Origin of the sequence: uncultured Algibacter sp. (assembly GCF_947495675.1) — a bacterium.
Taxonomy (GTDB): Bacteria; Bacteroidota; Bacteroidia; order Flavobacteriales; family Flavobacteriaceae; genus Algibacter_B.
Genome location: NZ_CANLZX010000003.1, coordinates 142,355 through 157,255, shown reverse-complemented (window position 1 = coordinate 157,255; position 14,901 = coordinate 142,355). Strand labels below are relative to the sequence as shown.

At 30.7% G+C, this 14,901-nt stretch carries 17 protein-coding genes; 9 read left to right on the top strand and 8 right to left on the bottom strand.

The features are described 5' to 3' along the window. The first annotated feature begins 63 nt into the window (after positions 1–63). Entirely contained in the window at positions 64–2,196 is a 2,133-nt protein-coding gene (locus Q0842_RS03310; protein ID WP_298494307.1) for a TonB-dependent receptor, read from the top strand. A gap of 54 nt (positions 2,197–2,250) precedes the next feature. Here Q0842_RS03310 and Q0842_RS03305 read toward each other — a convergent pair whose 3' ends face one another. Then, on the bottom strand, positions 2,251–2,691 hold the full coding sequence (locus Q0842_RS03305) for a hypothetical protein (RefSeq protein ID WP_298494305.1): 441 nt from the start codon (positions 2,689–2,691) through the stop codon (positions 2,251–2,253). A 258-nt stretch (positions 2,692–2,949) separates the two neighbouring features. On the opposite strand from Q0842_RS03305, the gene greA reads away from it, so the two are divergent. Both greA and Q0842_RS03295 read left to right on the top strand, forming a co-directional pair. Then, on the top strand, positions 2,950–3,423 hold the full coding sequence (gene greA, locus Q0842_RS03300; protein WP_298494303.1) for a transcription elongation factor GreA: 474 nt from the start codon (positions 2,950–2,952) through the stop codon (positions 3,421–3,423). A gap of 46 nt (positions 3,424–3,469) precedes the next feature. Next, complete coding sequence (locus Q0842_RS03295) at positions 3,470–3,859, top strand: HIT family protein (RefSeq protein WP_298494301.1); 390 nt, start codon at positions 3,470–3,472, stop codon at positions 3,857–3,859. Here the strand turns inward: Q0842_RS03295 and Q0842_RS03290 are convergent. Then, positions 3,854–4,204, bottom strand: a complete 351-nt coding sequence (locus tag Q0842_RS03290; RefSeq protein ID WP_298494299.1) for a hypothetical protein — start codon at positions 4,202–4,204, stop codon at positions 3,854–3,856. The two genes, Q0842_RS03295 and Q0842_RS03290, sit on opposite strands and share 6 nt — an antisense overlap. Positions 4,205–4,217: 13 nt before the next feature. After that, entirely contained in the window at positions 4,218–5,375 is a 1,158-nt protein-coding gene (locus Q0842_RS03285; RefSeq protein WP_298494297.1) for a HAMP domain-containing sensor histidine kinase, read from the bottom strand. Positions 5,376–5,495: 120 nt separating this feature from the next. Between Q0842_RS03285 and Q0842_RS03280 the strand changes: the two genes are divergently transcribed. The 5 genes from Q0842_RS03280 (at position 5,496) to Q0842_RS03260 (ending at position 10,712) form a co-directional block, all read left to right on the top strand. Continuing rightward, complete coding sequence (locus Q0842_RS03280; RefSeq protein WP_298494295.1) at positions 5,496–6,365, top strand: flavin reductase family protein; 870 nt, start codon at positions 5,496–5,498, stop codon at positions 6,363–6,365. A 52-nt stretch (positions 6,366–6,417) separates the two neighbouring features. Further along, positions 6,418–6,795: a DUF3127 domain-containing protein gene (locus Q0842_RS03275; protein ID WP_298494293.1), complete on the top strand. Its 378-nt coding sequence runs from the start codon at positions 6,418–6,420 to the stop codon at positions 6,793–6,795. A 101-nt stretch (positions 6,796–6,896) separates the two neighbouring features. Then, complete coding sequence (aat, locus tag Q0842_RS03270; protein ID WP_298494291.1) at positions 6,897–7,532, top strand: leucyl/phenylalanyl-tRNA--protein transferase; 636 nt, start codon at positions 6,897–6,899, stop codon at positions 7,530–7,532. A 317-nt stretch (positions 7,533–7,849) separates the two neighbouring features. Next, a complete protein-coding gene (locus Q0842_RS03265; protein WP_298494289.1) occupies positions 7,850–9,544 on the top strand; it encodes an FAD-dependent oxidoreductase in 1,695 nt (564 codons plus the stop codon). 187 nt (positions 9,545–9,731) lie between these two features. Then, positions 9,732–10,712: a TIGR01212 family radical SAM protein gene (locus Q0842_RS03260; protein ID WP_298494287.1), complete on the top strand. Its 981-nt coding sequence runs from the start codon at positions 9,732–9,734 to the stop codon at positions 10,710–10,712. Here the strand turns inward: Q0842_RS03260 and Q0842_RS03255 are convergent, their stop codons facing one another. Further along, positions 10,713–11,276: a DNA-3-methyladenine glycosylase I gene (locus Q0842_RS03255; RefSeq protein ID WP_298494285.1), complete on the bottom strand. Its 564-nt coding sequence runs from the start codon at positions 11,274–11,276 to the stop codon at positions 10,713–10,715. It lies immediately after the preceding gene. Between the two features lie 136 nt (positions 11,277–11,412). On the opposite strand from Q0842_RS03255, the gene Q0842_RS03250 reads away from it, so the two are divergent. After that, positions 11,413–12,030, top strand: coding sequence for a thioredoxin family protein (locus tag Q0842_RS03250; protein WP_298494283.1), 618 nt, complete (start codon positions 11,413–11,415; stop codon positions 12,028–12,030). Here the strand turns inward: Q0842_RS03250 and Q0842_RS03245 are convergent. Genes Q0842_RS03245 through Q0842_RS03230 form a run of 4 tightly spaced genes read right to left on the bottom strand, consistent with a single transcriptional unit; the run spans position 12,014 to position 14,870 of the window. Then, complete coding sequence (locus Q0842_RS03245) at positions 12,014–12,730, bottom strand: hypothetical protein (protein WP_298494281.1); 717 nt, start codon at positions 12,728–12,730, stop codon at positions 12,014–12,016. The genes Q0842_RS03250 and Q0842_RS03245 overlap by 17 nt on opposite strands. Before the next feature lie 58 nt (positions 12,731–12,788). Beyond that, positions 12,789–13,340 (bottom strand): hypothetical protein, encoded by a 552-nt coding sequence (locus Q0842_RS03240; RefSeq protein WP_298494279.1) that lies wholly within the window; start codon positions 13,338–13,340, stop codon positions 12,789–12,791. A 35-nt stretch (positions 13,341–13,375) separates the two neighbouring features. After that, positions 13,376–14,071 (bottom strand): tRNA pseudouridine(55) synthase TruB, encoded by a 696-nt coding sequence (truB, locus tag Q0842_RS03235; RefSeq protein ID WP_298494276.1) that lies wholly within the window; start codon positions 14,069–14,071, stop codon positions 13,376–13,378. Position 14,072: 1 nt separating this feature from the next. Continuing rightward, a complete protein-coding gene (locus Q0842_RS03230; protein ID WP_298494274.1) occupies positions 14,073–14,870 on the bottom strand; it encodes an undecaprenyl-diphosphate phosphatase in 798 nt (265 codons plus the stop codon). Between the last annotated feature and the right edge of the window lie 31 nt (positions 14,871–14,901).

The window sequence follows — 14,901 nt, the reverse complement described above, 5'->3', positions numbered from 1 at the left end:
AAAACTAATTATTAACAATTAAGAATAATTACCTCTTTTTATTCGATTATAAACATAATCGTAATGAAAAACATTTTTCTTTTTTTAACACTATTAGTGTTATCTGTCAGTGTTAAAGCGCAACAAAATCAAGTACAACAAGATTCTACTAAAACAGAAAAACTAGACGAAGTTTTAGTAAATGCCGTTCGTGTAGATGCAGATTCGCCAATCACACATTCAAACATTTCTAAAGAAGCGTTAGCAAAACGTAATTTAGGGCAGGACATTCCTATCTTGTTAAACTTCTTGCCATCGGTAGTTACAACAAGTGATGCTGGAGCAGGTATTGGTTATACAGGTATTAGAGTTCGTGGAACAGATGCAACTCGAGTAAATGTAACCATTAATGGAATTCCTTACAACGATCCGGAAAGTCAAGGTACATTTTGGGTGAATTTAGGTGATTTTGCATCTTCTACTGAAAGTTTACAATTGCAACGTGGAGTAGGTACATCTACAAACGGTTCTGGAGCTTTTGGTGCCAGCTTAAATTTATTAACCGATGCTTATTCAGATGAAGCTTCTGGAGAGATAGCTAACAGTTTTGGTAGTTTTGGAACGCGAAAACATACTGTAAAATTAAGTACAGGATTATTAAATAATCATTTTGAAATTTCTGGACGTTTTTCAAAAATAGATTCTGATGGTTATGTAGACCGTGCTTTTACAGATTTAAAATCGTATTTTCTTCAAGGTGTATATAAAGATGATAATACATTAATTAAAGTCTTAACTTTTGGTAATGTAGAGTATACATATCAATCTTGGTTTGGACTAACAGCAGATGAGTTAAAAGAAGACAGACGTCAAAATCCTTACACATACGAAAATGAAACCGATAATTATTGGCAAGATCACTACCAATTACATTGGAATGAGCGTTTTAATAACAACTGGTCTACTAATCTAGGTCTTAATTATACCAAAGGGAAAGGCTATTTTGAACAATATAAGCCAGAAGAATCTGCAGCAGATTTTAATAACTTGATTGAAGACGATTCAGATGTTATTGTTCGTAGATGGTTAGATAATAATTTTTACGTCTTGAATGCTAATGTAACATATAAGCAAAATGCATTTGAGCTTATATCAGGAATATCATATAGTTCTTATGATGGTGACCATTTTGGGGAAGTAATTTGGGGAAGTAATTTAGCTCCTGGAACCAATATAAGAGATCATTATTATGATGGAGATGCTACAAAAAACGATTTCAGTATATTCTCTAAAGCAACATTTAAATTAGCTGAAAAAGTAACTGGATTTGTTGATTTACAAGGACGTTTTGTTAATTATAAAACCAACGGATTAAATTCAGATAGAGCTGAATTTGTTACCGATGCTAACTTTAGTTTCTTTAATCCTAAACTAGGATTAACTTATAAACATTGTGATTTTAATAGCTTTTATGCTTCTTACGCTAGAGCTAATAGAGAGCCAAATCGCGATGATTTTGAGAATGGTATAACCGAAAATGAAACACTTAACGATATTGAATTGGGCTGGCGTTACAAAAGCAAAAGCACAAGCGTAAATACAAATGTGTATTATATGTTTTACCAAAACCAGTTAGTGTTAACTGGTGGCTTGGACGATGTTGGTAGCCCTATACGAGCAACTTCTGGAAAAAGTTTTAGATTAGGATTAGAGGTTGATGCAAATATTCAATTCTGTAAACAGTTTAGCACATCAACTAACATTGGTTTGAGTAGTAATAAAAACAGAGACTTTTCTTCCGAAATAAATGGAGAATTAGTCAATTTAGGAAATACTAATATTTCGTTTTCACCAGATTTAGTAATTGGTAATGCTTTAAACTTTTTTCCAGCAGAGCGTTTGCAATTATCATTATTAAGTAAATATGTAGGAGAACAATATATGGGTAATGTAGATTCAGATGTCTCTAAATTAGATAACTATTTTGTTAATGACTTTAATGTGAATTATGAAATTAAGCCAAATAAATTATTCAAATCTATTGTATTATCTGCTTTGGTGAATAATATATTTAATAAAAAGTATGTGTCTAATGGGTATTATTATACTTATGATGATACTTGGTCTGATCCAGTCGCAGTTACAACTATTGAAGGAACAGGTTATTATCCGCAAGCAACAAGAAACTTTTTACTAGGCGCCACTTTAAAGTTTTAATAAAAAAAGTAAAATCAAGATTAGAAACGGCTTCAATTTTTTTTAAAGTCGTTTCTAATTATTAAAGACTCTTATTATACTGCCGCTAGTTTCAGTAAAATAAGGTTTAAGAGTATATTCTCCTGTTGTGCCTTCTCTTCCTAATCCACCTAAAATCTCATACGAATTACCATCATCACAAGAGCATGTTGCTATTATTCCTTCAACAGTTAATGTTGAGCATGAATTAGGCGTATGGTTAGGGTCAGTTAATTCATAAGCTACGTATTGCTCACCACCAAGATAATAAAGCACAATGCCGTTTACACCAAAAGAATCATATAAAGTTATGTAGTTATTAGCAAATTTTAATTGACTGAATTGCGGTAAATCGGTATTTATTAAACTTCCAGTATTAAAATTGTAATCAGGAATATTAGGATTTTTTTTTATTTCATCATTATTGCTACAAGCAACAAAAAAAATGATAAAAAGCAAATAAAAAATATTTTTCATAGTTGATAAAATGTAATGCAATTTACAATAAAAAGTAAATTGACTGAATTATTTTGTGTATTTCCTTAAATGCATTTTTTATTTTTTCACATAAATTCTGAGTTAAAGTATATTATTGTTTTCGATTAATATGTAACTAAATTTTTGTATTTTTGTTATACTATCTCGTGAAAGCGGGATTTTTTTATTTGCTGTATACTTCTAAGTGTTTTTTGGAAGTTTATCAGCATATTTTATATTAAGTAAAACGATGAAGTTATGAGTAAAGTATCATACTATACACCTGAAGGACTAAAAAAATTAAGAAACGAGTTAAGACAGCTTAAAGACGTTGAGCGTGTAAAAGCATCACGAGCTATTGCAGAAGCTAGAGATAAAGGCGATTTAAGTGAAAATGCAGAATATGATGCCGCTAAAGAAGCTCAAGGCATGTTAGAAATGCGTATTTCTAAATTAGAAGATGCTTTGGCGGGTGCAAGAGTAATTGATGAATCTCAATTAGATAACTCTAAAGTTTTGGTACTTTCTAAGGTTAAAATAAAAAACCAAACCAATGGTATGGAAATGAATTATACTTTGGTTGCCGATGGTGAAGCCGATTTAGCTTCTGGCAAAATATCAGTTAATTCTCCTATAGGAAAAGGGTTGTTAGGTAAATCTGTTGGTGATGTTGCAGAAATACAAGTGCCAAATGGAGTAATGAAATTTGATATTATTGAAATTTCTAGATAAATAGTTTTCTATTTCCGCGAAAGCGAAATTTTTATTAAATTTAAAAATGGCTTCAATATTCACAAAAATAGTAAACGGCGAAATCCCTTGTTATAAAATAGCAGAAACTGAAGAGTTTTTGGCATTTCTTGATGTGAATCCCAATACAATAGGGCATACATTATGCATTCCAAAAAAAGAAGTCGATAAAATTTTTGATTTAGATGAGTCTACCTACAATGGGTTAATGGGGTTTTCAAGATCCGTTGCTTTGGCACTAAAAAAGGCGGTTCCTTGTAAACGAATTGGAGTAAGTGTTATTGGTTTAGAGGTGCCACATGCACATGTCCATTTAATTCCATTACAATCTATGGAAGATGCTCGTTTTATTCAAAAAGTTAAAATGTCTTCAGAAGAATTTAAGGCTTTAGCAGAAGCTATTAAAGCAGAGTTATAAATTCAAAAAATATAATAAAAATAGTATTAGGGATATTATTATTAAACTTGAAACAATAATAATCCAAGATGTTTTTTTTATATATGTTGATGCTTTTTTTGGTGTAAAGGTTTTTTTCTGGTATTCAAAAACACGGTCTATATCATCTGTCCATTGTACAGGATAAATAATATTGCTACAAGTACTACAAGTAATTTCGTAACTAATTTCTGAAGTTATTGATTTGTAAAATTTGGTTTCTTTTATTTTCTGCTTAAATCTTAAACGTAAACCATCTTTACTAAAGCACTCTGGGCAGTTGTTTTTTAAAGCAACGTCTTTTACAATAATTAATTTTTCGCCCATAAAATTTAAATATTTAGTTAGCGCGTTTTAAGCTAATTTGTATTGTAGTACCTTTATCTTTTTCAGATTGTAATACTTTTATTTTTCCATTATGAAAATCTTCAATAATGCGTTTTGTAAGAGATAAGCCTAAACCCCAGCCACGTTTTTTAGTGGTAAATCCCGGTTCAAATATTTTATTAAAGTTCTTTTTTGAAATCCCTTTTCCTGTATCTGTAACGCTCACTTTTACATCGTTTTCAAGCTGCGAAATTTCAACAGTAAGTTTGCCTCTACCTTTCATAGCATCAATCGCATTTTTTACTAAATTTTCAATGGTCCAGCTGTAAAGTTGTTTATTAAGATTTACGATAATTTCTCCTTTAGGGATTATAATATCAAAATCAATAAGTTTTGAGGATCTTGATTTTAAATAACCATAAGAATCTAAAGTTTCTTTTATAATATCAGCTTTTTCTAAAATAGGTAATGAACCAATTTTGCTAAAACGTTCAGTAATTGTTTTTAGTCTGTCTACATCTTTTTCAATTTCAATAATGTAATCTGGATTTATATTTTCTGTTTTTAGAATTTCGGTCCAACCAATTAAAGACGATAAAGGTGTGCCTATTTGGTGTGCGGTTTCTTTAGCCATACCAGACCATAATTTGTTTTGAGTAGCATTTTTATTACTGCTATAAAAGAAAAAAATAACAGCACCAAAAAGCACAATTATTAGCAGTAAAGCAAGTGGATAATATTTTAATTTGTTTAATAGTGGAGAGTTACCATAGTAAATTGTAGAATATACTTTTCCTTGATATTTTACATAAATAGGGTTATTTTCACTTTTAAATTTTTCAATAAGTTTATTTATGTAAATTTTGTCTTCAATTTTACTCTCATCAACATTATTATAACTTCCTAAATTACCATCTTCATTAATAGTTAGCATAGGGGTTGTGTGGTTGCTATTTAAAATTTTAAGTGTTAAATCTAAATTAGTGTTTGCTTCAATATCAGAATTAATAAATTCTGTTTGGGCAAAAGACCAATTTTCCATTTTTGTACGCTCTTCATCTTTAAAATGCTGAAAAAACTCATATGTTTTCCATAAAATAAGGGACACAATAGCAAAAGATGCTACAACAATAATCCAACGGAATGCATTGCTATGTTTTGTAAAAATCATTAAAAAAGTAATTATCTTGTAATATAATGCAAATCTGTTAATATTATTGTTCAAGTTGTTAGTAAGTCTGTTTTTAGATGCGTAATAGTTTAGTTACATTTGTGAAAACTAAAAGATTAAATGCCTTCTTTAGATCCAAAAAGCTTATCAACCAGTAAATTACATAGTTATTTGTTGAGTGCCGTTGCGCCAAGACCTATAGCTTTTGCAAGTACAATTGATGCAAATGGAAATTCTAATTTGTCGCCATTTAGTTTTTTTAATGTGTTTAGTGCAAATCCGCCAATATTAATTTTTTCCCCTGCAAGAAGGGTAAAAGATAACACCGTAAAGCATACATTGTTAAATGCTGAAACCACTAAAGAAGTGGTAATTAATGTGGTAAATTATGATATGGTACACCAAATGTCATTAAGTAGTGCCGAATACCCAGAAGGTGTTAATGAGTTTAATAAGGCAGGATTAACGATGTTAAAGTCTGATATTGTAAAACCTTTTAGGGTTGCCGAAGCACCTGTTCAGTTTGAATGTAAGGTTAATGATATAATTAAATTAGGGACTGAAGGTGGTGCTGGAAATTTAATTATATGTGAAGTAGTGAAACTTCATATTGATGATGCTGTATTAGATGAAAAAGGGTCTATAGATCAAAAAAAATTAGACTTAGTAGCCAGAGCAGGAGGTAGTTACTATAGTCGTGCTAAAAATGGGTTTTTTGAAATACCAAAGCCAATAGCTGCATTAGGAATTGGAGTTGATGCATTTCCTGATTTTGTTAAAAATAGTATGATTTTAACAGGCAATGATTTAGGAATGTTAGGTAATATTGAAGTTTTACCAGATGAAAAAAGTGTAAAAGCTTTTGTTGAAGAAGTTGGAGAGCGATACCCAAACATTAAAACGGCAACACATAGAGAGAAACATAAACTTGCACGTAACTATCTTAGTTTTGGAGATGTTAAAAGTGCATGGAAAATATTGCTGTCTTAAACAAAAAAGTTATATTAAAGAATAATAATAGTAAATAATTAATTACGAATACATGGAAGTTCAAGGAAGAATAAAAATGGTTGGAGAAACTCAAACTTTTGGAAGTAATGGGTTTAGAAAAAGAGAAATAGTAGTAACAACCGAAGAGCAATACCCACAGCACATTATGGTGGAGTTTGTACAAGATAAAACAGATTTATTAAATAGTTACAAAGTAGGTCAACAGGTTAAAATAAACATTAACCTACGTGGAAGAGAATGGGTAAACCCTCAAGGTGAAACTAAATATTTTAACTCTATTCAAGGTTGGAGAATTGAAGCTTTACAAAGTGAAGCAGCAGAAGGAAATATTCCTCCGGTACCACCTGCAGATGCTTTTGAGCCTGCTGGAGATTTAAAAGAAGAAGATCACGACGATTTGCCGTTTTAATTATTAAATTAAGAGCATGTAACCCTAATAATAACATAGGGTCTAAATAAAACGAACCTCAATGTTTCATTAAACTTTGAGGTTTTTTATATTTATAAATAATGCAATACTTAAACGAAGATATTTGGTTTCCTAATGTAAATAAGGCTTCTCCAGAAGGGCTATTAGCCATTGGGGGTGATTTATCTATTGAGAGATTATTGCTAGCATACAAAACAGGAATTTTCCCATGGTTTGAAACTAATGAGCCTATTTTATGGTGGTCTCCAGATCCGCGTTTTGTTCTGTATCCAGAAAAACTAAAAGTGTCAAAAAGTATGAAACAGGTTTTTCGGAATAAAGACTATAAGGTTACAGTTAATAAAGATTTTAGAGCCGTAATTACCCAATGTGCTTTAGTAAAACGAAACGGACAAGACGGTACTTGGGTTACAGATGCTATGATTGAAGCTTATGTCAAACTTCATAAATTAGGCTATGCTAAATCTATTGAGGTTTGGAATAATAATGATTTAGTTGCAGGATTTTATGGAGTAGATTTAAATAATGGTGTTTTTTGTGGAGAAAGTATGTTTACTAAAGAAAGCAATGCGAGTAAGGTTGGTTTTATATCCTTTATTCAAAACACAAATTATAAACTTATAGACTGTCAAGTTTATACCAATCATTTGGAAAGTTTAGGTGCCGAAGAGATTTCAAGAGACACTTTTTTGAAGTTTTTAAACAAATCTATTTAAGGGTGTTACTTAAAAACCTTATTTTAATAAAAAAATAAACTACTTAGTTTTTTAATACTTGTAAAGTCAACATTTTATAATTTAATTAAGTTTCTTCTACCTTTTTCTAAATACTAACTCCTTTAAGCCTTTTAAGTTAAAATTTTCACCAATTAATCTATCTATAGCTCAATAATTTTATAGAGGTTGTATTGCTTATCTATTTTTAATACTAAAAGGATTTAGATGTTTTGAGAATAAAGAAATCGTTATAGTAACAAATATTACACAATAGGTAAAATATTTGACTGAAATTCGTTGCGTAATTCAAGATAGAAATGAAAAAAATTATAGTTATTGGCGGTTTATCCGCAGGACCATCTGCAGCTGCAAAGGCAAGACGCGAAAACGAACAAGCTGAAATTCTTTTGTTTGAAAAAGGCGCTAATATTAGTTATGCTACTTGCGGAATGCCTTATGCATTTTCAGGGGTTATAGAAAGTAGAGATAATTTAATGGTTGTAAAACCAGAATTGCTTCAAAATCGTTTTAATATTGATGTGCATTTAAGTGAGGAAATCATAAAAATAGATACCCAAAATAAAATGGTGTATTCTCATATTAAAGGCTATTCGTATGATACTTTAATTTTCGCAACAGGAGCAAGATCTGTAGTACCTCCAATTGGTAATATAAAATTAGCATCAAATTGGTCTACTTGTCGTTCTATGATTGATTTTGATAAAATAACAAAAGAAGGCTTAACAAGCACATCAAAACATATAACGGTTATTGGAGCAGGTTTAATAGGTGTTGAGGTTGCCGAAAACCTAAAAGAAGCTGGAAAAGAAGTTACTTTAATTGAAGGGGATTCACATGTATTGAATATGTGGCAGCAAAAATTCGGGAATTTTGCAGGAAACGTATTAACTTCTAAAGGTATTCAAGTTTTAACATTAAGTTTTGTTTCTAAATTTGATATTGATAAAAACGGAAAAATTAAAGCAGTTGTTACTCAAGCAGGAAAACGTATTTTAACCGATTTTGTAATCTTGAGTGTAGGAATTAAGCCTAATACCGATTTGTTATTAGCAGAAGGGGCAGATGCTATAGAAAATGGAGCATTAAAAGTAAATGAATTAATGGAAACATCTATTAAAGATGTGTATGCAGCAGGAGATAATGTATCAATTAAAAACTTACAAACCAATGAATATGATTATTTCCCTTTAGGAACACATTCTAACAAAGCAGGACGTGCAGCAGGAGCTAATGCTGTTGGAAGAAATATTGAATTTAAAGGCGCATATAAAACAGCCATTGTAAAAGTATTTGATTATACCTTGGCAAGAACAGGAATGAATGCTAGTACATTAATTAAAAAAGAAATTCCGTTTAAAACAGTTTTAACTGTTGCAGGTTCTACACCTGGTTATTATCCAGGACAAAAAGATTTAATCACAGAGATTTATTACAATCCAGATACAGAAGAAATTTTAGGAGCAGAGCTCTTTGGAGAAGTAGGCGTTGACAAACGTATAGATGTATTAAGTACTGCCGTTTATGCCAAATTAAAAATTACCGATTTAGCACAATTAGACTTGGCTTATGCACCACCTTTTTCACCAGCAAAAGACCCTGTAGTGGTAACTAGTTTTGTAACAGAGAATATTTTATATAATCGAAGTGAACAAATAACTGTAGAGGCATTAGAAAGTTTAATTAATGATAATTATTCAAATAAAGATTATTTGTTGTTAGATTCCAGAACAGTTGAAGAATACGAAAAAGGAACCATTGTAGGAGCCATCAATTATCCTTTAGATGATTTAAGAAAACATGTGGATTATATTAAAAGTCTGGACAAAAAAGTTGTTATTTTCTGTCAAAAAGGTTTAAGAGGTTATTTAGCCGAATTAATTTTAAGAAATAATGGCGTAACCGAGGTTTTTAATGTTGCTGGAGGTTTTAAAGTGTGGCAAATGTATAGTGATCGTATTGAAATCCCAGAACCAGTATTAGTTAAAAAATAAAAAATTGATTATTTGTTTAAAAAGACTGTTTGAAAAGACAGTCTTTTTTTTGTTTCCGTTTTTTAATTTCAATCCTGGATTAAGAATCTATTGTAATTTGAATTTTAATATGCATTCTGCATTAAACTTCACCAACGATTAATGCAGAAACGAAGAATGATAAAAGTCATATACATTTATTATAAAGATGAATAATTTTGCCAACCAAATGCAATTCCATAATAACAAACGATACAACGATTATTCTTCTTTTATTAAGAAGAAGTTTTTCGAGCGAGTTCAAAAAATTTCGTTAGATACTGGATTTGCATGTCCTAATAGAGATGGAACTAAAGGTGTAGGAGGTTGCTCTTATTGCAATAACAATACTTTTAATCCTAACTATTGCAAACCAGAGAAGAGCATCACACAACAATTGGATGAAGGCATTGAATTCTTTTCTAAGAAATATAAAACACAACGTTATTTAGCCTATTTTCAAGCTTACACCAACACTTATGCAGACATTAATTTGGTGAAGCAATTGTATAACGAGGCAGTAAATCATCCAAAAGTAGTTGGATTGGTAATTGGGACACGGCCCGATTGTATTAATGCAGATTTAATTGATTTTTTATCTGATTTATCAAAAGAGTACTACATATCCTTGGAGTTTGGAGTTGAAAGCACTTTGGATAGAACCTTAAAGCAGGTAAACCGTTGCCATAGCTATCAAGAAACGGTTGATGCCTACAAATTAGCCAAAAATAAAGGCCTGCATTTGGGTGCACATATGATTATTGGCTTACCAGGAGAAACAAAAGACGATATTTTAAGCCATGCCATTGAGTTGTCTAAATTGCCAATAAGCAGTTTGAAACTACACCAATTACAGATTGTTAAGCATACAATGATGGCGTATCAGTTTAAGAAAAACCCAGAACAGTTCAGCTTATATTCTGCAGAAGAGTATATCGATTTAATAACCGATTTTGTTGCTTTATTAAGACCAGATATTATTATAGAACGCTTTATTAGCGAATCGCCAAAGCATTTATTAATTGCACCAAACTGGAATGGCTTAAAGAATTTTGAAATAGTTGCTAAAATTGAGAAGAAGCTTACCGAAAAAAACCTTTGGCAAGGTAAGAACTTACCTTTGCTAGAAAAAACGAGCCTTTTTTTATAATTATAATTCTTTATACCTAAAACACCCAACTTCATGGTCGTTAACCATACCAGTTGCTTGCATGTGTGCATAAACAACGGTTGAGCCTACAAATTTAAAGCCTCGCTTTTTTAAATCTTTACTAATAGTGTCGCTTAATGGGGTGTTTCCAGGAGCATCTCTGTAATTTTTAATACTATTTATAATGGGTTTTCCATCAATAAAATTCCAGATATATTTACTAAAGCTTCCAAACTCTTCTTGTACTTTTATAAATGCTTGTGCATTATTTACGGTAGCATTTACCTTTAATTTATTTCTTATAATACCAGCATTTTGTAATAAGTTATCAATTTTATCTTGTTGATAATTGGCAATTTTTTTATAATCAAAATTATCAAAGGCTTTTCTGAAGTTTTCACGTTTACGTAATACGGTTATCCAGCTTAATCCCGCTTGAAAAGTTTCTAAAATTAAAAATTCAAACAATGTTGCATCATCAAATACAGGAACGCCCCATTCTGTATCGTGATAAGCTTCATATAAATCATCACCTTCACACCAGCCACATCTGTGTTTTTTCATCTTTATAAAATCTCTTTTTTTTAATATATACCTTATTTTGAAAGGTTTAAAGTAAAAGTATGACAAATATCATCTTAATTAAAATATTGGCAAGCTAATTTTGTGCTAGAATATTTTATTTAAAAAAATAAGTATTATGCATCCAATTATAGAAAAAAGTATAAATAAAAGTATTTCTTATCAAGACTATAGAGCTTTAATTAAGCAGCTAATAGAAAAAAATTCTAATACAGGATTAGAAAAATCAGAAGATTTAGCAAGCTTTACAAAGCTTAATGAAAGCCGTATGAAGCGATGGGATAAAACCATAAAAATAACTGATGAGTCACAAAAAAAAATATTGGAATTTAATCATAATATAATTTGGTTGGTTATTGCAGAAAGTTGGTGTGGGGATGCTGCGCACGTTCTGCCTGTTCTTAATAAAATTGCCGAGTTAAATTCTTATATCGACTTTAAAATAGTACTAAGAGATGAAAATCTTGAACTTATGGATATGTTTTTAACAAATGGAGGTAGATCTATTCCTAAAGTTTTAATGATAGATAGCATTACAGGTGAAGTAATAAATACTTATGGGCCAAGACCAAGTGAAGCTTCAAGTTATGTAAATAGATTTAAAGCAAAACATGGCAAATTAACTCCAGAATTTAAAGCAGATTTACAACATTGGTATAATAAAGATAAAGGGCAAAATATTATAAATGATATTGTTCAACAACTTTGTAAATTAGAACCTACTGTTTGCCTATAAAAAAGAAGGTAATAGTCCCAATTTGTGTTTCTTTTGATGTGTCTATGCTAAATTGTGATTGTTTTGCATATTCAATAGCATTTTCAATTAAACACTCGTTATTTGATGTAGATGACGTGTTTACATAAGAATCAATAACATCTCCTTGTGCGTTTACGGTAATGTTTACAACTATTTTGCCATCAACTTCGCATAAATAAACAGGAATAGGAATATGAATTTTTTTTCTGTTGACTAATGAAAAACGAATGGAACTTTTAGAGTTACTACCATCAGACTGTTGTTTTTTTAGTAAATCATTTACTTTGCTGAATTTAGATAATTCTTCAGTATTTAATTTAGAATCTTCAGGAATTTCATAAGTTTTTCTTGTAGCAGCCTGGTTTTCTTGGGTGTTAGTCGATTTAGGAACGTAATCTTCTGGTGGCGCAATTGTTTTATAGGCCTGTGCAAAGTGCTTAGATTTTTCAGTTTCGTTATATGCTTCGTTAGTTTCAGCTTTAGCATTATTAAGGTTTTCTAGGGCTTCTAGAATTTTAATTTCTTCTTCTGAAAGTTCTTTTTCTGGTTCTATTTCATAGTAACTTTCTGAGGCAAAATCGCTTTGTTTTTTTAGGCTTAAATTGAAAATGGATAGTAGTACTGTTCCAGAAATTAGAAGCGTTATAAGTAGGGCTTTATGTTGATTATTTAGGTTCAATACTCTTTGTTTATTGGGGACTCATATAAATAATATACGACAAAGTACGGTAAAAAGTTTAAAACAGCATAAATTCTATAAAAATAGAAAGACTTGATAGGCCTTCTAGTTTATTATAACCAAATCTTTTTCTTGTAAAATCAAGTCCAATTAAACTTGAATTTCTGTAGTTATTATCAAATATTTGGATTCCTAAACCTAATTTATACATGTTCCCTTTTTCAAAATCTTTACTTATACCCAGAAGCCTACCGTATCCTCCTCTAATAAAAAAATTATCGTCATCTAAAATAATATTATGTCTCAGGCTCACATAAGCTGGTGCAAAGTGAAGTCCTTGTTGCGAATGCCAATTATATTCTAAGTTTAGTCCAATAGAGGTGCGTTTATCTAATTGGTAGCCTAAAGTGTTGTTTAAAAATAGAGCACTTGGGTTTATTAAAGGTCCAGAATCATCTTCGTTACTAACTGTATATTCTTTGTTTATTGAGAGTGTTGTAGATAATGCAATTTTATAAAATAAGCCTTTATTTACTTCTGTTTTAAATTGTGAAAAACTAACATTAAAGCATAACAAGAAACAGGTTAATAAAATATAAATAGACTTCATTCTAATTTGTTTTGAAACAAATAGATCATCAATAATTATTCCGAATCAAGGTTTTTTATGAAACCTTCAATAGAAGTCGCATTTTTAACATCAAAATCTCCAATTTTTGTGCGCCTTAATATTGATAAGTGAGCGCCAGATTTTAAAGCTTTTCCATAGTCATTAGCTAAAGAACGAATATAGGTGCCTTTGCTACAAACTACTCTAAAGTCAATATTTAAACCGTCAATTTTAGTAATTTCAAATTCAGAAATGTTTACCGTTCTTGATGGAATATCAACATGCTCACCAGCTCTAGCAAATTCGTATAAGCGTTTACCATCTTTTTTTAATGCTGAAAAAACAGGAGGGAATTGTTGAGTTTCGCCTATAAATTGTTCTGTAGTTTTATATATTAATGCTTCTGAAATATGTTCGGTTGGGTAAGTTGCATTAATAGCGCTTTCTAAATCATATGATGGTGTTGTGCTTCCTAAGACTAAAGTGCCAGTATATTCTTTTATTTGACCTTGAAAGGTATCAATTTGTTTAGTCATTTTTCCTGTACAAATAACTAATAATCCAGTTGCTAATGGATCTAGTGTGCCAGCATGACCAACTTTAATTTTTTTTATATTAAAGGCTTGACGAATTTCCCAGCGCAGCTTATTAACCACTTGAAAAGAAGTCCAATTAAGTGGTTTGTCTATTAATAAAACTTGTCCAGAAAGGTAGTTGTCTTTAGAGGGCATATTAGTTGTAAAATAAAGCAAAACCAATAGCAATTAAACCAACAATAACACAGTAAACAGCAAAGTAAGTTAATTTACTTTTTTTCACTAGTGCAATCATCCAAGTACAAGCAAACAATCCTGCGATAAATGCTGAAATAAAACCAATTGATAGAGCGGTAAAGTTTCCAGAATCATAGGTTAAATCGCCACTTAAAACATCTTTAGCAATTTTCCCAAAAATTAATGGCACAACCATTAAAAATGAAAAGCGAGCGGCTTTGGTTTTATCGTTGCCTAATAAAACAGATGTTGAAATAGTAGCTCCAGATCTTGATATACCTGGTAACATAGCTATTGCTTGCGATATACCAATAACAAATGCATTTTTAAATGAGACTGTTTTATTAGTGTCTGTTGCTTTATCTGCCATAAATAAAAGGACGGCTGTGATAATTAACATGCAACCAACTAATAAGATATTGCCTCCAAAAAGAGCTTCTAATTGTTCTTCAAAAAACAAACCAACAATAACTGCCGGAACCATAGATAATGCAATTTTAGAAATAAATTGTAAATCGTCATTCCATTTAAATTTCAAGGCGCCTTTTATAAGGTCTAGAATGTCTTTTCTAAAAACAACAATGGTGCTTAATGCGGTTGCAAAGTGAAGTACAACTGTAAATAATAAACTTTCTTCTGGTACCGAATTATCGCCAAGAATGGCTTTTCCTAGTTCTAAATGCCCACTAGATGATACAGGTAGGAATTCTGTAAGCCCCTGAATAACACCTAATATGATTGCGTCAATTATATCCATGGCGCAAAAGTATTAAAATTGATTAAGTTAA